Here is a 19,377-nt window from a genome sequence, read left to right as displayed (position 1 = left end):
AGATGCAGGTTACCCGCGACAAGACGGAAAGACCCCATGGAGCTTTACTGCAGCTTGATATTGAATTTGGGTACGATCTGTACAGGATAGGTGGGAGCCGTTGAGGCAGGAGCGCAAGCTTCTGCGGAGGCGCCGTTGGGATACCACCCTGATCGTATCTAGGTTCTAACCTAGTGCCCTAAGCGGGTACGGGGACCGTGTCAGGCGGGCAGTTTGACTGGGGCGGTCGCCTCCTAAAGAGTAACGGAGGCGTTCAAAGGTTCCCTCAGAATGGTTGGAAATCATTCGCAGAGTGCAAAGGCATAAGGGAGCTTGACTGCGAGACCTACAAGTCGAGCAGGGACGAAAGTCGGACTTAGTGATCCGGTGGTACCGCATGGAAGGGCCATCGCTCAACGGATAAAAGCTACCCTGGGGATAACAGGCTTATCTCCCCCAAGAGTCCACATCGACGGGGAGGTTTGGCACCTCGATGTCGGCTCATCGCATCCTGGGGCTGAAGTAGGTCCCAAGGGTTGGGCTGTTCGCCCATTAAAGCGGTACGCGAGCTGGGTTCAGAACGTCGTGAGACAGTTCGGTCCCTATCTGTCGTGGGCGCAGGAAATTTGAGAGGAGCTGTCCTTAGTACGAGAGGACCGGGATGGACGTACCGCTGGTGCATCAGTTGTTCCGCCAGGAGCATGGCTGAGTAGCTACGTACGGACGGGATAAGCGCTGAAAGCATCTAAGCGTGAAGCCCCCCTCAAGATGAGATTTCCCAATTAGTAAGACCCCTTGAAGACGACGAGGTAGATAGGTTGGAGGTGGAAGTGCAGCAATGCATGGAGCTGACCAATACTAATCGGTCGAGGGCTTATCCAAATTTCGAACAACGCAGATTCGTTTCGGATTCAGTTTTCAGGAATCAATTCCTGAACGCAACGAAATTCATTCACACATCCGTGATGAACCGAATTTCAAGCGGCAGCGTCTGTTTCACAGACGCATGTTTGGTGGCGATAGCGGAGGGGTTCCACGCGTACCCATCCCGAACACGACCGTTAAGCCCTCCAGCGCCGATGGTACTTGGACCGAAGGGTCCTGGGAGAGTAGGACGTTGCCAAGCACATGAAGCCATTGTTGAGTAATCGACAATGGCTTTTTTGTTGCGTTTGGCGCCACTTGTATAACCATAGAATCCATAAGTACACTGTGAAATGTCATGTACACTCTGAAATCTGATATGATAAAGGTTAAATAGTTAACGGAACATTTTGCTATTACAGGAATCAGGAGGATATTTAGTAAATGGCTCATATATTAGTAGTTGAAGATGAACAGCCGATCAGCGATTTGATAACCATGAATCTTAAGCTGGTTGGACACACGTATTCCAAAGTGTATATCGGCTCAGAGGTTGCCGGAATGCTGGAACAGGAGCGGACGGATCTTATCCTGCTCGATGTGATGCTTCCCGGTCTCGACGGGTTTGAAGTGATGCAGCAGATCGCTCCTTTGCGGATTCCGGTCATTCTGATTACGGCCAAAAATGCACTCTCCGACCGCATCAGAGGCTTCGAGCTGGGTGCGGAGGATTATATAATCAAACCGTTTGAAATTCTGGAGCTGCTGGCCCGGATTAACGTTGTGCTGCGCAGGAATGAACAGGCTGCCCCTGCTTTTATTTGCGATGCGGTGGAAGTCAGGTTTCCGGAACGGCAGGTCCGGGTAGATCAGCAGCCGGTTGATTTGACCACCAGAGAATTTGAGCTGCTCGAAGTACTGATACGTAACCGGAATATCGCCCTTTCGAGAGAAAAGCTGCTGGAGCTGGCCTGGGGTTATGACTTTGCCGGAGACACCCGCACCGTGGATGTTCATATCCGCCAGCTGCGCAAAAAGCTCGGCTGGGAAGAACGGATCAAAACTGTATTCAAGCTGGGCTACCGCCTGGAAGTTCAGGTCTAGCCATGCGGTTCTGGCATAAGATTCTGCTCGCCGTCCTGGTTCTCTTCATAGCCGCTCTTGATGTAAGTGTGATAATGGTGATGAAAAAAAGCTGGCAGCTGAATATGGATAGCGAAACCAGGCGTGCGGCCAGTGAACAGCTGCTCATCACCAACAATATATACGAGAATCTGGATTCGATCCGGACACGTGGCCTAACCCTCACCCCTGCACTGATGGTCAGTGTGGCTAAGTCGTATGGGGGACACTACCGCAAACAGGGAATAGGACTGGAGTTGCGGGAGGACGGACAGCTTATCTACCCCAATCAGGCAGGGAAGAGCGCTGTGCAGGATGATCATGTGATGACGCTGGCTATGCCGCTCCCTGCTCCTTATCAGCATCTGGAGCTGACTTACAAGCGCGACATCAGCGGGCTGTATGCCCAGCAGCAGGAGCTTAACCGCTTTTTCGTGATGATTAACTGGATCGTCGGTCCATTGCTGGTGCTGCTGCTCTACCTTCTGATCCGGCACCTGACGAGGCCTCTCAAGCTGCTGTCCGAGACGACCAAAACGATTGCCGAAGGTAACTATTCTAACCGTGTGGAGCTGAACAGCAGGGATGAATTCGGGGAGCTGGCCTTCAACTTTAACCGGATGGCTGCTGTGGTGGAGCAGCGGATGACGGACCTTGCAGGCATGGCTGAGGATAAACAGCGGATGGTTGATAATCTTGCCCATGAACTGCGGACGCCGCTGACCAGTATGCAGGGATTTGCTGAACTTCTCACCTCGGCGAATATTGGCCAGGAAGATCAGGTCAAGGCCGGTCACTATATTTTAACTGAGACTGTCCGGCTCAAGAATCTGGCCTTCAAGCTGCTTGATTTGTCCGTTCTGCGGCATCAGCCACTGGTGCAGGCAGAGGTGGATGTGGCAGCCCTGTTCCAGGAGGTAGCGCAGACCGAGCTGCAGAAGACAGCAGAGCACGGATTACTGCTGCAGATGGACAGCTCTATTCCCGCCGTGTGGGGAGATGCGGATCTTCTGGCATCCTTTCTGGTAAATCTGATTGAGAATGCCATTCCTGCCTCCCAGCCAGGCAGCATCATCCGCCTGCTGGCCTTTGAGCAGAACGGGGAAGGGGTGCTGGAAGTGCAAGACAGCGGAGCCGGCATGACGGAAGAGCAGAGTAAGCGTGCGTTCGAGCCGTTCTACCGCGCAGACCCGGCACGTTCGCGGGCCTACGGCAATGCTGGCCTCGGCCTGTCCTTGTGCCGGCAGATTGCCGAGGCGCATGAGGCCAGGGTTGAGCTGCATTCTGTCCTTGGACAAGGGACCAGCATCCGCATCTTTTTACAACTCCATAACAACTGCCCCTCTACTCTATAACATCCCGGGATTAAGGTATAGACAGAGTTAGTATCTTAATCCGATGGAGGTAATACAATTGAACACAAAGAAATGGTCGGCTACGATGGCTGTAATCTTAGTCTCTGGAGGTGTATTCGCAGCCAGTGCGTTTCTCGTCCCCAGCCTGGTGAACTCTGCAGTCGTCGCTAAGAACAGTACGGCAACGCAGGGCAATAGCCAGCTTAATCTGACAGGAAGTACGGTTCCTGTACTGAAGGTGGAAGCACCGGCGCCGGTATCTACCGTGAATGATGATCTGCTTAAGCAGATGACAGAGGTGCAAATCCAGCAGATCTATGATTATATAGAGAAGCCGGGTGATCCCAATGTTTCAGGCCGGGAAATGACCGATTCGGAAATGAAACGCCATCTGGTTCTGCAAGATCAGTATGTATATGATGGCATACGGCCCCAGAAGCCAATGCCCCTAGCGCCGGGTCAGGGTGCTTTGTATCTGGATATGAATACCAATACGTACCACTATCCAGAGAAGACTTGGACCGATGAAGAGCATCTGCAACTGATCGACTGGTACTCCCGCTTGAATTATGTATTATCCAAACGATATGTGACTGCGCCTCCCCTTCCGCAGAAGTATAGCAAGTCTGAAGTAGAGTCGCTGGCGGCTGAAAGTGTGCGCAGGCTGTATGATGCTGATGTGTCCAAGCTAAACACCTATGTTGCTCTACCTGAACAGGAATATGGCTTTCGTTCAACCTGGAGGGTTCACTTCGCTCCGTACAAGTCATCTACCTTGCGCGGACAAGGCCAGGAATTCTGGGAATATGATGTGCAGATCGATCCGGAGACCGGGATTGCAGTGGATACGACAGCCATTAATGGGGCGTTGAAAAGAACGCCTATCGACGCAGCTGCCGCAGCTGCCATCCTCAAGGATAACAGCTGGATCAATAAAGCTACTCAGGTCGTGAAGGACAAGCAGGGAGAGAAAAGAAAGATAGTCAAAGCTTATCTGACCGATACTGAGGTGAACAACAAACGCGGGATGGTAGCAGTGGATGTGTTATTGGAAGACGGCAGCAAATATAATGCGGAGTTCCGCTATCCGAGTAAGATGCTGCGCTGTCTGATCTATGAACCTGCCGTAAAAGAAAAATAAAAGAAAGCCATCCTTTTGCTACAGGAAAGACAGTCCTGATGATCAAGCAGCCCTTGATTCATCAGGAATTTTTTTGTGCTTTGGAGCAGGAAAAAACATAGGATTGTTTATTATTAAGGGAGGACTCCTCCAGGCAACGCAGAACATACTTACATTAGAGGAAGATGGTGTGAGTGTAGGTCATTGAAAATTTATTGAATGAGGTGGAGAGATGAGAATTCATTGCCTGCAGCATGTCCCTTTTGAAGCGCCGGAGGAAATTGCAGTCTGGGCCGGGAATAGAGGGCATGTGCTTACAACAACCTTAATGTATGAAGCACAGGCTCTGCCATCTATTGATGAGTTTGATATGCTCGTAATCATGGGCGGACCGATGGGAGTCTATGATGAGGAAATGATCCCCTGGCTGAAGGGGGAGAAATCCTTTATTGACGCAGCCATCCGCTCGCGCAAGCTGACGCTTGGAATCTGTCTGGGAGCCCAGCTGATTGCCGAACAAATCGGCGGTGAAGTCTATAAAAACAAGTGGAACGAGATCGGCTGGTTCCCTGTGAGATTGACCGGGGAGGCCAAAACGTCTACCTTCTTCAAAGCGTTCCCGGAGCAGTTTGTACCGTTTTACTGGCATGGAGATACCTTCAGCTTACCCGCCGGAGCCAAGAGGCTGGCGTTCAGCTTGGGCTGTACCCATCAGTGTTTTGAATATGAGGATTATGTAGCCGGCCTGCAGTTTCATCTGGAGGTTAATGACCCCAGCATCCGGAAAATCATCGGTAACTGTGCCGAGCAGCTGAAGCGGGAGGAGTATGTTCAAACGCAGTCTGAGATGGTGAATCAGCTTGAGAAAGTAAAAGCATCCAATGAACTGATGTTCACGCTCCTCGATGCAATGGAAGACAAATTCCTGTCCAGATCCTAGCTGCCCTGGCTCGCCATAGAAAGGAATATACGATGAAAAATTTAAATGTCGCTATACCGACTCCTTTCCGGGAGGATGAAAGCTTAAATGTTGACGGATTTAAGGCCATTGTAGAGTATCAGAAGCGGAACGGTATAGAATCACTGCTTGTCTCAGGAAGTACCGGTGAGCAGCATTCCATGAGCATAGAGGAGAGACTGCAGATCATTGAATATTTTGACCAGCAGCGCTTTCAGGATATTGAGCTTGTCTTCGGGGCTTCCGCTATAAGAACACGGGATGCGGTACGTCTGGTGAAGGCGCTGGAGACCTCCGTAATCGATGTAATTCTGATCGGTTTCCCTCCGTATATCCGGCCCACGCAGGAGCAGGCAGTTGCTTATGTGGAAGAGCTGCTTAGCCAGACGACCAAGCAGGTGGCCCTGTACAATAATCCCGGCCGGACCGGGTTCGATTTGACTCCAGACTCGCTTCATTCGTTAATTAACCGGTACCCCAACATCGTTGGCTATAAAGAAACAGGTGATTTGCAGCGTCATCTGCCGCTAACTTACCCGGATTATTTCATCATGTTTGCTGCAGGAGATGTCAAGCTGGTGGACAATTTCGTCACAGGCGGATGTAAGGGTCTCTCAAGTGTGGCTGGTAATATATATCCGCAGGAAATTAAACATACCGTCGAACAGCTGCTTCAGCATAAAAAGGTTGACGCTAAGCCGGTCGAGGATCTGGTATCACGGGTCATAAGCGGGCATGCGATTATTAACATCAAACAGCACTATAACAGCTTGGGGATTAATGCGGGAGTCTGCCGTGCTCCGCTCATCTAATTAATCATTAAGCTATATAAATATTAATCTCCTTACTTATTGTGTTGGGGAATAGCTCTGACCCATGCATTATATCTGTTAATGAGGTAGACTGGATTCAGCAGAAAGTAGGGACATCATGCGCAAATTCTTCATGACAGATATCCATGGCGACAAAGAGGGGTTAGAGCTCCTGCTCAGGCATGCCGGGGCTGACTTGAAACGGGATCAGCTGGTCTTTGGCGGGGATATGATTAACCGGGGGAAAGATTCAGCAGGTGTAGTAAAATATATTAAAGAACTCACGGACCGGCATCCCGGCCAGGTTCACGCGCTCATCGGCAATCATGAAGAAATGATGGGCGATTACATCAAAAACGGTGACAAGCTCTGGCTGAGCCATGGCGGGCATGACACGCTTGAGAGCTTTGCCCGTGCTTTTTCCGATCAGAAGGAGCGGCAGGCGCATATGGAATGGGCTTACTCCTTGCCCCTGTATTATGCAGATGAAGAATATGTGTATACACATGCCGGACTTTGTACAGTGGAGCCTCTGGAGCAGCAGAGCCGGGATATTCTGTGGATGACGGAATATGAGTTCTACCGGCAGCCGCGGGAAGAGCTGCTTGCATTAACGAACAGCAGGCCGGTGATTCATGGGCATACGCCGGTGGAACGGATATATTTTGACGGTGCCCGTATGAATTGTGATATGGGGTCCAACACCTACGCTGTGCTGGAAGAAAGGTCTCTTGGAATCGTGAATCTGACCGAGATGATCTACCATGTATACAAACAGGCAGACCAACGGCTGGAGAACCGGCGGATTGGACGCATTTAGACCAAAGCTGTACAGGGCCTGCTACGGCGGGGCGGGAGTGCTTGAGAAGAATGTATAAGTATCCGAAATGAACAAGAGAGGATTGAGGGAGATGAAGCATCCTTTTCACCTGAAGGCAGTATGGAACGGCGGACGAAACAGTGAGGGGCATATCGAAGCAGGCGGACTCCGCACGGTAATCTCGATTCCGCAGGAGATGGGCGGTCCGGGAACCGGAACGAATCCTGATGAGATGCTGCTGGGGGCAGCCTCGACCTGTTATTTGATTACACTGGCAGCGATGCTCGAGCGTTCAGATATTGTACCACAGGAACTGACACTGGAGTCAGAGGCGACGGTAGATGTCACGAATAATGTATTTACGTACGAACGGATCGTGCACAAGCCACGGGTGGTGCTCCAGGCAGATGCGACAGCGGCCCAGCTGAAGAAGGCAGAGCGGCTGGCACATATGGCAGAGGAGTCCTGTATGATCTCCAGAGCTGTGGCAGGGAATGTCTCGATGGAGACACAGCCGGTTATTGAGATAGCCGTGGCAGGAAAATGAAGGCCGAATATCCGGCCAGCATTCCTGCGCACGGGGAGGTCCAAGCTCACAGATACACCGGCGGAGGAAGATGCTGCTCCAGCCGGTAAAGCGGCAGCTCCACAATCACGGAGGTACCCTTGGTGAATTCACTTTCGATCCGCAGCCGCCCGTCATGCAGCTCTATGATCTCCTTGCAGATGGCCAGGCCCAGGCCGCTTCCGGACTGGCGGGACCGTCCTTTGAAGAATTTGGTGCCGAGCTGTGCCAGGTCTGCGGCCTCGATGCCTTCGCCGTTGTCGGCTACGGTGGTGATGATGAGCTCCCCGTGTAACACTGCTGTAAGGCGGATGGCTCCCTGGGCAGGAGTGAATTTGAAGGCGTTGTCCAGCAAATTGACAAAAACCTGCTTCAGGCGGTTGAAATCACCGTCTACCGGCAGGGGCTGATCAGGAAGCTCGGCATAGAGGCGGATCTCTTTCGTCTGCCCCCGGTATCTGAACTGCAGCAGCAGATCCTCAAGCAGTCCCCTGAGATCATAAGGCTGGCGTACGATCTTGATCTCACCAGCCTGGAATTTGGAGAAGTCCAGCAGATCCTCGACCAGTCCGATGAGCCTGTCGGTCTCCCCGGTCATGACCTCAAGACCTTGCAGGGTCTCTTGTTTATCCGATAAATCACCTACCAGCAGCGTTTCGCCCCAGCCTTTGATCGAAGTAAGCGGAGTGCGCAGCTCATGAGTGACAGAGGAGATGAAATCATATTTGATCTTCTCGCTTTTGAGAATTTCCTCGGACATATAATTCAGTGTAACCGCGAGCGTACCGACCTCATCATCATATGGTTTGGCCGCCCGTACGGTGAAATTGCCGGTGGCCATTTCCTTCGCAACCCCGGTCAGCTGCTGGATCGGACCCACGATTCTTTTGGCGATCAGCAGACTCATCACGAACCCGAATCCAATTACAAGCACGCCGACTACGGCTGCATTCAGCACAATTCTCATAATAACGGCATATAAAGGCTCCGCAGAAACAGAGTAACGCAGCACGCCAATCGTACTTCCGGATTCCTTAAGTGCAATCGAGACGGCTATAATCCGCTCACCCTGTAACGGCTTAAGACTCTGGAAGCTTCCTTTGCCGCTGGTCAGCGCTGCTCTCACATCAGGGGTATTCACCTTCTCCTGACTTGAGAAGCCGAAGGAATTAATAATGACGTTCCCGGCCGGACTCAGCACTTCCACCTTACTGCTCTCTTCAGGAGAGAGATTCTCCAGAATATAACGTGCCCGTTCACTCAGGGTATAACCCTCCAGATACTTGTTGAAAAAAGTCGCTGAAGTAGCGGCCCGGGAATTCAAAGTTTCCATCGCGCTGCCCAGATAGTAGTAGTGGACGGCAGCAATAAAAACTCCCTCCAGCAGCAGGACGATCAGGAGCAGCATAAGGGTAATATAGACGATAAGCCTGGACCTGATTCCCTTTAGCAAAGTTAGCCCCTCCATATATAGCCGAATCCCCACACCGTTTCGAGGAACTGCGGCCCGGAGGACTCCTGCCCGATTTTTTGGCGGATTCGGCTGATATTCACATCTACAATCTTAAGGTCTCCCATGAAATACTGCCCCCACACGGCTGTCAGAATATCGTCCCGGTTCATCGCCTTGTTCGGCTGCTCCATCAGCAGCTTGACGATCATGAATTCGGTCGGGGTCAGCGGGATATCCTGCCCGTCCTTCAGTAATTTCCGTTCATCCAGCAGAAGGGTAAAAGGCGGAAGCTCCAGGTTGTTCTCCTGCGGCAGAGCTTCTCCGGGATACATCCGGCGGTACAGGGAGCGCACCCGCGCGACCAGCTCAACCGGACTGAACGGCTTGACCACGTAATCGTCTGCGCCGGCTTCGAGGCCCATGACCTTGTCTACTTCCTGGCTTTTGGCTGTGAGCATAATGATTCCGAGCCGGGGGAACTGTCCCCGGAGGCGGGTGCATACCTCGAAGCCGCTCATGCCTGGAAGCATCAGGTCCAGAATGGCGATGTCAAAATCCTTCCGTTCCCCTGCGCTTCTCAGAGCCTCTTCACCGGTAGAAGCCTCAGCGACTTCGAAGCCTGCACGCTTAAGATTCACACACAGAAGATCCCGGATCGGCTTCTCATCTTCCAGTATCAGCACTTTCATGAACAGCCTCCTTATTATTGCCGGGGCTTCTGCGGCGTGCCGGCCAGCTGCACTACTTCCTCGAGGGTCAGCTTCAGCTGATTATACTCCTGAAGGGAAGCACCCTGCAGCTTGGCTGCTGCACCGGCAGCGGGCATGACCGCAACGAACACCGTTGGCGCCGTATCATCATTGGTATTCTGCAGCTCATACAGCAGCTTATATTCTCTATTCTCTGACTTCAGCTTAGTCTCTGCTGCAGCCCAGTCCTTCTTGGCCAGCAGGCGAAGCTCAAGCAGCGGGGCCTGCCGGGCAGATTCCGCATTCTTGTAGCTGAAGCGGATATTCTCCCATGGCGCCGGTGACTCTCCCGGTGTCTCCAGAATCGTACGGCCAGCCCAGCCCTTAGGAATATGGAAGTTGAAGCCCCAGCGGTCAAACTGTTCTTCCACGAACTTCAGGCCGGTTCCGCCATCCCATTGATAATACTTGGTGATGAACGGAGTGGCCAGCGGGGCGTAACTCTCGGTACCCGCAGGCGGTACGAGAAAGCCGATCTCGACAATCCCGTCACCGTTAATATCTGTGCTGGCCAGAGGGTAATCCTTGATGGCCATGTTATTGCTGCCGAGCATTCCGTCAGGCGCCGGTGCCAGCGGCGTGAGTACAAGATCCTTGCTCCCGGCAAGCGCAGTACGCTGATAATCATCTGATGCCAGTATATCAGTAAATTTACTATTTTCCCAAGTCAGCAGCGAAGTGTAGGAGGAGTGTGCACCCACTGCGGCATCGATGAATAAGGCACTGCGGGTAGGGGATGCCTTGGCGAACTGGGCCCCAATTACGTTCCCGTCAAGCTTCTGATCAGACAGGGTCTGCAGTGTACCGCCCTGGAGCCGGAGCAGCTGAAGGTGCGTCTCGGGTTGTGTATCTGTGATATAGGTTCCCTGGAGTACAGCAATATCGGTTTGCCCTTCCCCGGTCAGATCCCCAACCACTACCTGATCATAGGGCTGCTTGAGAATCTCGGATAATTTGCCGCTGTTCAGACTGTGGACAGATAACTCTTTACTTAGTCCTTCCCCGCCGCTATATCCAAGCAGCAGATCCTCCGCTCCATCTGCGGTAACATCGGTGAACGCCACGTAATCCAGCTCACTGCCTACCCCGGTCAGAGTGGCGAGTTTACTCCACTTCCCGTCCTTTTGCGAGAGCAGGAGGGTATTGATTTCATAATCGGTCTGGTCTGTCTTATAGAAGGCCAGCAGCTCATCCTGCCCGTCCTTGTCGAGATCCTGCAATTGAATGGCGCTGCCGGATTCGGAATGGACGGGCACTGTTAAATGCGAATTGGCGGGAAGATATAATTTCACGATCCCGGTTAAGGTGCCATCGGCATTGCCCTGTGCCGGAGCCTGAAGCAGATCGCTTGGCGCCTTCAGGGTGCCGCAGCCGGAGGTGATTATACTTAAGAATAGAAGGCCGCTCAGGCCGGGTATGAATTTGTTCATCCAGTTACTCTCCTTATGATTCATCTGTGCCTAGTATATCCCAACCTTTCTGGCAATTAGTTGCAAAATGGTAAAGGAGCTGTAACAGAGCTTATAGATTGAACTAAAGTTCTTAGGGTGAAGAATCTGACGTACCTGCGGTGAACATTTGGACTTCCGGCCGCTGTTGTTTCCCGATTTCTTGATTTAGACTGCTGTTTGCAGTTGAAATCGGGAAACAAAGGCGGACGCTATCGCTCCTACAGTTCCAAATTTCCCCTCCACTACTCCTTCTTCACTAGGATATATAGTTCAAATTAACAGCTCAGTTTAGCTCCGGAGGGGAGAGGGAAGGAAAGGGCAGGAAGGGACAGCGGGACGCGTTCGCGGCTGCTCGTCCTAAACTAGAGCGGCAAGAGGTGCTGCCGTTGTTGCTGGCCTAAACGGTGCAGCGGATGGGATGCCATGCATGGTCTGGCTGTCTTCGGCAGGGGCAGATTTCAAGTGCACATCTGTATCTACCTTGAGCTGAGCGAATGTGCCTTTCGGTAGCTTTGCGGTGCCTGGCCGTAGCCTTATTTGAAAGCTTTACTGAAGTAGCTCAGGTCGGCAAAGCCTGCCTGTTCCGCTACTTCCGAAATATTCGAGCCGGGGAGGAGGAGCAGCTCCCGGGCTTTTTCCAGCCGGATCTTGTTCATCCGTCCGACCAGCGTATGCCCTGTCAGCTTCTTGTACTCGCGGGATAAGTGGCCATAGCTCATGTGCAGCGATGCCGCTAGTTCTCCCACGTTCAGCCGGTCTCCCTGGAAATCCTCCAGGTAAACCTCCACCTTACGCACCAGTGGTTCCGAGGCAATTGCCGTGGTTACGCTATGTCCCTCCATTGTCTGCCGCAGCAGGCAAAGACGCTCAAGCAGCCGGATTAGCAGCAGCTGCAATCCCAGCTCTGACGGTTCTGCGGCTACCGCTTCCTTAAGGAAGTGGGTTAGCATCACACTGAACCCTTCAGTATCACGATAAGCCCACGGCTTCCATTTCTGAAGCGACTTCAGGCGCGAATACAGTGAACGGGTATCCTCTTCTGCGCGTCCGGAATCAGCGCGGCGGAGCCGCCAGCGGAAGCAAGAGTTCTTCATGCGGGTTCCCCCGGGTGTAGGTATGGGAGTGCACCCTGCCGGGAGGGATCAGGAAGAATTCGCCTTCACGCACAGTGATCTCGTCTCCGTCAAAACGCGTGCCCAGCTGCCCGGACAGCACATAGTTGAACTCGAACCAATGTATATGCTGTGCATGATAGCTTATCCTTCTATTTCTCGCTGAAACGCCCCGACTGCTAAAGAACGGCGTAGCCGTTTCCAATTGGAAATTTTCCTGCATGATCTTTGCTCGCTCAGTGCCTTCACCAGGGATTAAGTGGAAAAATGTCATTTAATAATCTTGAAACGGGCGAGTTCAGAGAGATAGTTGGAAAAAAGGCACTTAATCATCTGGTAGTAGCTATGAGGAGCCGAGTTTAGGAAAAATAAGTGTCGTTTGTCCAACTAATCCGATTTTACCGGTTAAAGTTATATAATTAAGTGTCTAATTTCCACTTATTAGGGGGATATGTGTTGGAAACAGACGCCTCTACTGCGAGAATATACTGTAGTAAGGTGAGTGGTGTTAGGCGAATGTTTATCCAAAGAGTGAAGCGGACTGAGATTCCGTTATCTTGTTCATTTGAATCCGAAAGAGGGCGTGACGGGGCATATAAGGGATTCTGAGTCCGATTGACCTGTGATTTCGCCGAATTTGCTCAAATAACGGAATCTCATTCCTATTCACTAACTTCAGGGCATAAAGAGCGCGGCTGGCTTCCCGCAGCTAAAATGCGTGATGATAACACATCTTCGGTGTTCTTGATAGAAACAGATAACGATGAACCGGAGGTGATTATGCTTACAATGAAAATAGACTAATCGTATGGAAATTACCATAAGGTTAGCCTATTCCAACCAAAAAGACAGCCGGAATGGCTGCCTTTTGTGGGAAAGAAGAGCTTAGCGCTGCAAGCTCTCTCCATTGGACGCAATAACGTCCTTATACCAGTGGAAGGATTTCTTGCGGTAGCGCTCAAGTGTGCCGGTATTGTCATCGTGGCGGTCTACATAAATGAAGCCGTAACGTTTGCTGAGCTGTGCGGTTGAAGCGCTGACCAGGTCAATACAGCCCCATGAGGTGTAGCCCATGACATCTACGCCGTCCTCGATTGCTTCGCCCACCTGCACCAGGTGGTCATTCAGGTACCCAATCCGGTAGTCGTCATTGACGGTCGGTATGCCGTCTTCGCCGGTGATCAGCTCGTCCTTGGCGCCGAGACCATTTTCGACGATAAACAACGGCTTCTGGTAACGGTCATGGAACATGTTCAGCACATAACGCAGGCCCTGCGGGTCAATCTGCCAGCCCCATTCGGAAGCCTTCAGGTAAGGATTGGCTGCACCGCTGAACAGGTTGCCTTCGGTCTGGTTGCGCTTATTCTCGTCTCCCGTCTCACAGATGCTCACATAGTAGCTGAAGGAGATGAAGTCTACCGTGTGCTTCAGAATCTCGGCATCGCCAGGCTCCATATGGATTTCAATGCCTTTCTCTCTGAAGTAACGCTTCATATAGCCCGGATATACGCCTCTCGCATGAACATCCCCGAAGAAATAATTCATATGCTCCGACTTCATCGCTGCGATTACATCATCCGGGTTCGGAGTGAGCGGATAAGTCGGCATACTAAGGATCATACAGCCGATCTGGGACTGCGGGTTGATCTCATGACCAATCTTCACGGCGAGTGCACTTGCTACCAGCTCGTGATGAATTGCCTGGTACAGGTCCTGCTTGCTGAGCTGCTCCTTCGGCGTGTAAATACCACCGCTCATGAACGGTTCATGCAGAATGGAGTTGATCTCGTTGAAGGTCAGCCAATATTTCACTTTGTTCTTGTAGCGGGTAAATACCGTTCTGGCATACCGTTCGTAGAAGCCGACTAAATCGCGGTTAACCCAGCCGTTATACTGCTTGGACAAATGCAGCGGTGTTTCGTAGTGGGAGAGGGTAACAAGCGGCTCGATGCCGTACTTATGCAGCTCGTCGAACAGATCATCATAGAACTGCAGGCCTTGCTCATTAGGCTCCAGCTCATCACCGTTCGGGAAAATCCGCGACCAGGCAATAGAGGTACGGAAGACTTTGAAGCCCATTTCGGCAAAAAGCTTCACATCCTCTTTGTACCGGTGGTAAAAGTCGATTCCGACCAGCTTCATATTATCTTCAGTCGGAACTTCAGTAATCGGACCTTTGATCCCTTGCGGAGCGACGTCCTGGGTCGACCAGCCTTTGCCGTCCTCGTTATATGCGCCTTCAAGCTGGTTGGCAGCTACAGCGCCGCCCCACAGGAAGCCTTCAGGAAACTTAATACTCATGCAATATCCCGCCTTTTTATAGTTATGGATTCAGATATGGTAAGCTAATAATATGTCCTATAATGGAATGCTAAATGTTGAAACGCGTTACATGTCAAGTGTTTTTTTGGGAGATAACAATTTATATAAGGAGAAGCCTCATGTCGAATCTTGATCAAATTGCCAAGCTGTCGGGATTCTCCAAAGCCACCGTCTCGCGGGTGCTGAATCATTCCCCCCATGTGAGCCAGGGGACGCGGGATACCATCATGAAGATCATGGAAGAGCTGGATTACGTGCCGAACGGCAATGCTATTTCCTTGTCCAAAGGGCAGACGGAGCAGATCGGTATGGTTACGGAAGGGATCAACGAAGTGATGCTGCCGTTTCTGAACAGCTTCGTTGAGACCGCCAGCCAGTACGGCTACCAGACGATCATTTATACTTCCGGAGGTGATCCGGTCAAAGAGCTGCAGGCCTTCGAGGATATGCGGCGGAAAAGAGTCGATGCGCTGGTCATCAGCACCTGTGTCAACGATCTGGAGCTCCTCAGCTCCTATGGCAAATACGGGCCGATTGTGTCCTGGCAGCGGATGGAGCGTCCGGAAATTCAGAGTGTCGCCATGAACCAGTATGAGGGATATATGCTGGGGCTGGAGCATGTGATCGCCCGGGGATACACGCGGATCGCCAATGCCTTTGGCAGGCCGACCAGCATGAATACCTCCGGGCGGATGCAGGCGTATCAAGACATTGTCCGCAAATACAACCTGCCTGTTCAGCCGGACTGGTCGCCTACCGGCATCTATTCTATCCGCCAGGGGGAACAGCTGGTCCGCGAGCTGCTGCTGAATCCGGGCGAACGCCCGAATGTCATTCTGTGCGCCAATGATCTGGTGGCGGCTGGTGTGCTGAACGAGGCCCGGAGGATGCGGGTGAAGGTGCCGGAAGAGCTGGCGGTTGTCGGATTCGATAATACCGAGCTGGCTCATACACTGGGGATTACCTCGATCTATAATCCGATTGCCGCGCAGGCGCAGAATGCCTTCCTGCTGATTCTCGGCAGGCTCAAGGGAACGGAAGCGGAGCAGCAGCAGCTGGAGTTTCAGCTGGTGAAGAGGGCTACGACGTAAGGAGAAGCGGCTTTGCCCTCCTTCCCGGAGAAGGACAATCCTGTGAACAAAGGGATTGGGGGGACAAGCGGGAATGAGATGCAGCAGCATAAAAGTGGAGCGGCGGCAGGGGTTACAGCCGTTCCCCGCCGCCATCCAGAACCTTCAGATGCTCGCGTCCCCAGCCGCACATATTATCGAGAATGGTACTTAGCGTTTTACCGTGCGTGGTAAGGCTGTATTCGACCTTTGGAGGTACCTCGGGGAATATTCTCCGTTCCACCAGCTTAGCCTGCTCTAATTCCCGCAGCTGTTTCGTAAGAGTGCCCTGCGATACATCGGGGATCAGCCGCCGCAGCTCACCAAAGCGTCGGGTCCCGTCTTTATAAAATGAACAAAATTAACGGCTTCCATTTACCGTCGATGGCATTAAGTGTTGCTATGACGCCTCTCAGCCTGGGCTCCTGCAGATTCAACGTATCTTCTCTTTCATTCCATAATGTACAAAATATAAACCGGGAATGTCGAAGAACACCCGGCAGCAGTGGAGGAGAAGGCAGACATGGACTATTGGAATTTGGAGCATAAGAAAGTGGTAATTATCGGAGGCAGTACGGGGATCGGGCTTGCAACGGCGGAGGCTGCTGCAGCGCTGGGGGCGCAGGTTGTTATCGCAGGGCGCTCCAGGGAAAAGCTGGAGCAGGCGGCGGATCATATCAGACAGCATAACGGCGGCGCGGTTGAAATCTATGAGCTGGACAACCGGGACGAGCGCCAGCTGGAGCTATTCTTTGCGGCAGTCGGACCCTTCTACCATCTGTTCACACCCGGAGCGGCGTATGTCCGGGGGCCGCTCACGGCTGAGCGGGATGTGGCAATCAGCTGCTTTGACGGCAAGTTCTGGCCGCAGTATTTTGCAGCCAAATACGCGGTGCCCTATCTGGCGGAGACCGGCTCCATCGTGCTTATGTCCGGCGCATTCAGCCAGCGTCCGCTTGACGGGGGAGCCTCCTATGCCGCTTGCAACGGCGCGATTGAGAGTCTGGGCAAAGCACTGGCAGTCGAGCTTGCGCCTGTCCGCGTGAATGTCGTATCGCCAGGGACTATCTGACGGGAAGGACAGGAGGAGACGCCGCGTGGTGATCCTTTCAAAGAATATGAGACGATGTCGCTTGTGCGGCGTACCGGCTACGACGAAGAGATTGCCCATACGGTGCTGTACCTTATGACGAATTCCTTCACTACTGGAAGTACTCTCTTTCCGGATGGAGGGTACCTGTTGCGGTAAGCTGCACTTGGGTGAAGTCTGAAACTGCATTGGGGTCCGCAAACTTCGGTTTGCCCTACCCTTACCGCTTAAACCTCCGCTGCACCACCACGCTTCCTTCCGCCAGCATACCCGCCTCTCCCGCCTTCAACTATCCAGCCCATTCCAGCCGCCGGAAGCGGGGCGTCCCGTACAAAAACAAAGGGCTGTGCCAAGCAGCCAATCCATGGCGCTTAGCACAGCCCTTGTAACGTGCCGCGCAGGCCTCAGAAAATAATCTTCTGCGCCGCCATAATCCGGCCGATTTCAAAGATAGCGGCACACTCTGCGAAATGAACCTCGGAGATTACGGAATGATCATGCGTTCTGTAATAATACTTGCCGTCGGTATATACATGATCATAGATGGGGCTGATGTCATACACCGAGGTAGGGTAGAGTTCTCCTTCGCCCTTGATGATCCCCGCAGTCACCGAATGGTGTCCCGAGCCTTCCACGAAGGAGATACCCATTGGAAGCCACAGTGTGACTTCATGGCCGATATCCTGTCTCCAGCTGCCGTTCAGAGTACCTTCCCCTATGCGGATCAGACTGTCGCGCAGTTTCCGGGGAATCCAGGGGGAGGGGAAGACCAGATCGCGCGCCAGGTGAATGATCCTGCTGCTGTTGTCAATCTGTCTCATCAGGAAGTGGAAGCTCTTTCCGTCCAGGGTAACCTCTGCCCACTCATCAAAGAACAGGTTGTCCGAGAAAATCCGCTCCATCTGGTCGATCTCACCGTAGAGTGCGGGCATCAGCATCAGCTGGCTCTGAATCCGCCTGCCGATGAGCCGTATGAAGTCTACAATCGGGTGGGTCTCCGGCTGGAAGTAGCCGTAATTTATATCATAATAAAAGCCGAGATTCTCATTGATTAAATCCTTGGCAAATGCCATGAGATTATCGAATTCGTGTTTCGTGTTCATGCACAAGCTGCTCCTTCAGTCGTATGATATTTTGCTTATCATATTACGACTAGGCTAAGGTGTCTGTGATGAAAAGAGCAGGTAATGATTGGGTTCTTAGTGTCAAAGCAAAAAAGATGCCCCATAGCTGCCCGTATCTCGGGTGCCTAAGGGGCATCTTTGTTCTGCTCAGGTATCATCCGCATTCCTCTATCTGGGGGCCGATGCACTGGGGACATGCAGTTAGCAAAGACCTGATATCCTGGGAGGAGCTGGACATTGCGCTGTATCCGGACGAGCACGGCTACGCGTCCTCCGGCAGTGCAGCCGTAGACTGGAACAATACGAGCGGACTGTTCCCGGAGAACCCGGGTATCGTCGCAGTCTACACCAGTTATCTGGAGCCGACGGAAACGTCGCCTGCCGAGCAGAGACAGAGCCTGGCCTACAGCCATGACAATGGCCGGACCTGGATCAAGTATGCAGGCAACCCGGTGCTGACCCATCCTTCCAAGGCGGAATTCCGTGATCCGAAGGTATTCTGGTCCGAAGCTCACGGGAAATGGATTATGGTGCTGGCGACGGATCAGACGATTACGTTCTACTCCTCCCCGAATCTGCGGGAGTGGCATACAGAACTCATCTACTCTGCTGCCGAAGGCACTCTAACCCTCCGCAGAGATTCCGGCGAGACCGGCTTCTCGGAAATATTCCCGGATCTACAGAGCACCGGGGGGAATTGGCAGCTTGAAGAACCTGCGTATCCTGCTGGATGCGTGTTCGGTCGAGGTGTTCGCCAATGACGGCCTCTCCGCAATCACCAGCCTGGTCTTCCCCAGGAGGAACCTGCTCGGGCCTGGCCTTCTATTCTGCCGGCGGCAGTGTACAGCTCCGTGGCAACCAGTCATTCATCCGATAAATAATATATAGGATTAACCTGATAAAGGTGTTCTACAAGCTGGGAAATAGCTTGTAGAACACCTTTATTTGCGCCACCGGAGAGCGGCAGACATGTTTAGATTTTCCGGCCTTCATCTGCCCTGAATTCCCGCCGGAGCAATAGGGCCTCCGCATAAGTGATCAGCATCTGGATGATGACAAGGAAGATCTGGTTCACCAGATCCATAGCAGAAGAGAAAATAACTACAAATGAAATCAGACCTGTGAGGAGGGACAACAGAATGAGTCCTTTGGAGGCTTTGCGGTTCAGTCTCGCCTTGAACACATTCGTGAGTGTAATGAATACGCCCTGAACGAGAATACAATTGGCGAACAGAGTGAAATACGTCCAGAACCGGGCATCGAGTGAACGGCCAAACCAGTTAATCAGTACAAGAGCCACGACTAGTAGGAGAAGAGAGATACCATCCTTTCGGCTGAGCATGGCACAACATCCTTTCTATTGGCTGATTTA

Annotated in this window: 18 protein-coding genes, 2 rRNA genes and 2 pseudogenes (1 of these 22 cut by a window edge); 13 read left to right on the top strand and 9 right to left on the bottom strand. The window is 52.3% G+C overall.

Features of this window, described 5'->3' with window-relative positions; all coding sequences use genetic code 11:
• The 9 genes from P40081_RS30895 to P40081_RS30855 form a co-directional block, all read left to right on the top strand.
• A 23S ribosomal RNA gene (locus P40081_RS30895) occupies positions 1 to 861 on the top strand (it extends 2,068 nt beyond the left edge of the window).
• A 127-nt stretch (positions 862 to 988) separates the two neighbouring features.
• Positions 989 to 1,105 (top strand): 5S ribosomal RNA (gene rrf / locus P40081_RS30890).
• A 182-nt stretch (positions 1,106 to 1,287) separates the two neighbouring features.
• Positions 1,288 to 1,947, top strand: a complete 660-nt coding sequence (locus P40081_RS30885) for a response regulator transcription factor (protein WP_042139905.1) — start codon at positions 1,288 to 1,290, stop codon at positions 1,945 to 1,947.
• A gap of 2 nt (positions 1,948 to 1,949) precedes the next feature.
• Entirely contained in the window at positions 1,950 to 3,320 is a 1,371-nt protein-coding gene (locus P40081_RS30880; RefSeq protein ID WP_042139904.1) for a sensor histidine kinase, read from the top strand.
• 58 nt (positions 3,321 to 3,378) lie between these two features.
• Positions 3,379 to 4,461, top strand: a complete 1,083-nt coding sequence (locus tag P40081_RS30875; protein ID WP_052422101.1) for a hypothetical protein — start codon at positions 3,379 to 3,381, stop codon at positions 4,459 to 4,461.
• A gap of 211 nt (positions 4,462 to 4,672) precedes the next feature.
• Positions 4,673 to 5,380 (top strand): type 1 glutamine amidotransferase, encoded by a 708-nt coding sequence (locus tag P40081_RS30870; protein WP_042139901.1) that lies wholly within the window; start codon positions 4,673 to 4,675, stop codon positions 5,378 to 5,380.
• 32 nt (positions 5,381 to 5,412) lie between these two features.
• On the top strand, positions 5,413 to 6,210 hold the full coding sequence (locus P40081_RS30865; protein ID WP_042139900.1) for a dihydrodipicolinate synthase family protein: 798 nt from the start codon (positions 5,413 to 5,415) through the stop codon (positions 6,208 to 6,210).
• A gap of 118 nt (positions 6,211 to 6,328) precedes the next feature.
• Positions 6,329 to 7,030 (top strand): metallophosphoesterase family protein, encoded by a 702-nt coding sequence (locus P40081_RS30860; RefSeq protein ID WP_042139899.1) that lies wholly within the window; start codon positions 6,329 to 6,331, stop codon positions 7,028 to 7,030.
• Between the two features lie 91 nt (positions 7,031 to 7,121).
• A complete protein-coding gene (locus P40081_RS30855; protein ID WP_042139898.1) occupies positions 7,122 to 7,577 on the top strand; it encodes an OsmC family protein in 456 nt (151 codons plus the stop codon).
• A gap of 46 nt (positions 7,578 to 7,623) precedes the next feature.
• On the opposite strand, the gene P40081_RS30850 is transcribed toward P40081_RS30855, so the two are convergent.
• From P40081_RS30850 to P40081_RS30820, 6 genes are all read right to left on the bottom strand, one after another.
• Positions 7,624 to 9,048 (bottom strand): sensor histidine kinase, encoded by a 1,425-nt coding sequence (locus P40081_RS30850; protein ID WP_231575226.1) that lies wholly within the window; start codon positions 9,046 to 9,048, stop codon positions 7,624 to 7,626.
• Positions 9,049 to 9,050: 2 nt separating this feature from the next.
• A complete protein-coding gene (locus P40081_RS30845; RefSeq protein WP_042139896.1) occupies positions 9,051 to 9,737 on the bottom strand; it encodes a response regulator transcription factor in 687 nt (228 codons plus the stop codon).
• A gap of 14 nt (positions 9,738 to 9,751) precedes the next feature.
• Entirely contained in the window at positions 9,752 to 11,227 is a 1,476-nt protein-coding gene (locus P40081_RS30840; protein ID WP_042139895.1) for an FG-GAP repeat domain-containing protein, read from the bottom strand.
• A 554-nt stretch (positions 11,228 to 11,781) separates the two neighbouring features.
• Entirely contained in the window at positions 11,782 to 12,342 is a 561-nt protein-coding gene (locus P40081_RS36835) for a helix-turn-helix transcriptional regulator (protein ID WP_052422100.1), read from the bottom strand.
• Entirely contained in the window at positions 12,302 to 12,565 is a 264-nt protein-coding gene (locus tag P40081_RS37995; RefSeq protein WP_197074303.1) for a cupin domain-containing protein, read from the bottom strand. The genes P40081_RS36835 and P40081_RS37995 overlap by 41 nt, the downstream gene beginning before the upstream one ends.
• Positions 12,566 to 13,245: 680 nt before the next feature.
• Positions 13,246 to 14,661, bottom strand: a complete 1,416-nt coding sequence (locus P40081_RS30820) for a glycoside hydrolase family 1 protein (protein ID WP_042139891.1) — start codon at positions 14,659 to 14,661, stop codon at positions 13,246 to 13,248.
• Between the two features lie 140 nt (positions 14,662 to 14,801).
• On the opposite strand from P40081_RS30820, the gene P40081_RS30815 reads away from it, so the two are divergent.
• On the top strand, positions 14,802 to 15,773 hold the full coding sequence (locus tag P40081_RS30815; RefSeq protein ID WP_042139890.1) for a LacI family DNA-binding transcriptional regulator: 972 nt from the start codon (positions 14,802 to 14,804) through the stop codon (positions 15,771 to 15,773).
• 112 nt (positions 15,774 to 15,885) lie between these two features.
• Here P40081_RS30815 and P40081_RS37990 read toward each other — a convergent pair.
• Positions 15,886 to 16,228, bottom strand: a pseudogene (locus P40081_RS37990) (winged helix-turn-helix transcriptional regulator).
• 56 nt (positions 16,229 to 16,284) lie between these two features.
• Between P40081_RS37990 and P40081_RS30810 the strand changes: the two are divergent.
• Positions 16,285 to 17,040: pseudogene (locus P40081_RS30810) on the top strand (SDR family oxidoreductase); the annotation flags it as partial.
• Between the two features lie 245 nt (positions 17,041 to 17,285).
• On the opposite strand, the gene P40081_RS30805 reads toward P40081_RS30810, so the two are convergent.
• Positions 17,286 to 17,984 carry a DUF6710 family protein gene (locus P40081_RS30805; protein ID WP_042139889.1) on the bottom strand — a complete coding sequence of 233 codons (699 nt, stop codon included), beginning with the start codon at positions 17,982 to 17,984 and terminating at the stop codon, positions 17,286 to 17,288.
• Between the two features lie 68 nt (positions 17,985 to 18,052).
• On the opposite strand from P40081_RS30805, the gene P40081_RS39940 reads away from it, so the two are divergent.
• Positions 18,053 to 18,766: a glycoside hydrolase family 32 protein gene (locus P40081_RS39940; RefSeq protein WP_081970261.1), complete on the top strand. Its 714-nt coding sequence runs from the start codon at positions 18,053 to 18,055 to the stop codon at positions 18,764 to 18,766.
• Positions 18,753 to 18,893, top strand: a complete 141-nt coding sequence (locus tag P40081_RS40200) for a hypothetical protein (protein WP_442950238.1) — start codon at positions 18,753 to 18,755, stop codon at positions 18,891 to 18,893. Before P40081_RS39940 ends, P40081_RS40200 begins: the two co-directional genes overlap by 14 nt.
• 85 nt (positions 18,894 to 18,978) lie before the next feature.
• On the opposite strand, the gene P40081_RS30795 is transcribed toward P40081_RS40200, so the two are convergent.
• Positions 18,979 to 19,347: a hypothetical protein gene (locus tag P40081_RS30795; protein ID WP_144026233.1), complete on the bottom strand. Its 369-nt coding sequence runs from the start codon at positions 19,345 to 19,347 to the stop codon at positions 18,979 to 18,981.
• Positions 19,348 to 19,377 lie beyond the last annotated feature (30 nt).

Origin of the sequence: Paenibacillus sp. FSL P4-0081, assembly GCF_000758565.1 — a bacterium.
Taxonomy (GTDB): domain Bacteria; phylum Bacillota; class Bacilli; order Paenibacillales; family Paenibacillaceae; genus Paenibacillus_AQ; species Paenibacillus_AQ phytohabitans.
This window is presented reverse-complemented; position numbering and strand designations above follow the sequence as displayed.

What these genes read in the sequence shown, in the direction of transcription:
- P40081_RS30885 (WP_042139905.1), top strand. Translation starts at nt 1,288, where the DNA reads ATGGCTCATATATTAGTAGTTGAAGATGAACAGCCGATCAGCGATTTG.
- P40081_RS30880 (WP_042139904.1), top strand. Translation starts at nt 1,950, where the DNA reads ATGCGGTTCTGGCATAAGATTCTGCTCGCCGTCCTGGTTCTCTTCATA.
- P40081_RS30870 (WP_042139901.1), top strand. Translation starts at nt 4,673, where the DNA reads ATGAGAATTCATTGCCTGCAGCATGTCCCTTTTGAAGCGCCGGAGGAA.
- P40081_RS30865 (WP_042139900.1), top strand. Translation starts at nt 5,413, where the DNA reads ATGAAAAATTTAAATGTCGCTATACCGACTCCTTTCCGGGAGGATGAA.
- P40081_RS30860 (WP_042139899.1), top strand. Translation starts at nt 6,329, where the DNA reads ATGCGCAAATTCTTCATGACAGATATCCATGGCGACAAAGAGGGGTTA.
- P40081_RS30855 (WP_042139898.1), top strand. Translation starts at nt 7,122, where the DNA reads ATGAAGCATCCTTTTCACCTGAAGGCAGTATGGAACGGCGGACGAAAC.
- P40081_RS30845 (WP_042139896.1), bottom strand. Translation starts at nt 9,737, where the DNA reads ATGAAAGTGCTGATACTGGAAGATGAGAAGCCGATCCGGGATCTTCTG.
- P40081_RS30840 (WP_042139895.1), bottom strand. Translation starts at nt 11,227, where the DNA reads ATGAACAAATTCATACCCGGCCTGAGCGGCCTTCTATTCTTAAGTATA.
- P40081_RS36835 (WP_052422100.1), bottom strand. Translation starts at nt 12,342, where the DNA reads ATGAAGAACTCTTGCTTCCGCTGGCGGCTCCGCCGCGCTGATTCCGGA.
- P40081_RS30820 (WP_042139891.1), bottom strand. Translation starts at nt 14,661, where the DNA reads ATGAGTATTAAGTTTCCTGAAGGCTTCCTGTGGGGCGGCGCTGTAGCT.
- P40081_RS30815 (WP_042139890.1), top strand. Translation starts at nt 14,802, where the DNA reads ATGTCGAATCTTGATCAAATTGCCAAGCTGTCGGGATTCTCCAAAGCC.
- P40081_RS30805 (WP_042139889.1), bottom strand. Translation starts at nt 17,984, where the DNA reads ATGAACACGAAACACGAATTCGATAATCTCATGGCATTTGCCAAGGAT.
- P40081_RS39940 (WP_081970261.1), top strand. Translation starts at nt 18,053, where the DNA reads ATGAAAAGAGCAGGTAATGATTGGGTTCTTAGTGTCAAAGCAAAAAAG.
- P40081_RS30795 (WP_144026233.1), bottom strand. Translation starts at nt 19,347, where the DNA reads ATGCTCAGCCGAAAGGATGGTATCTCTCTTCTCCTACTAGTCGTGGCT.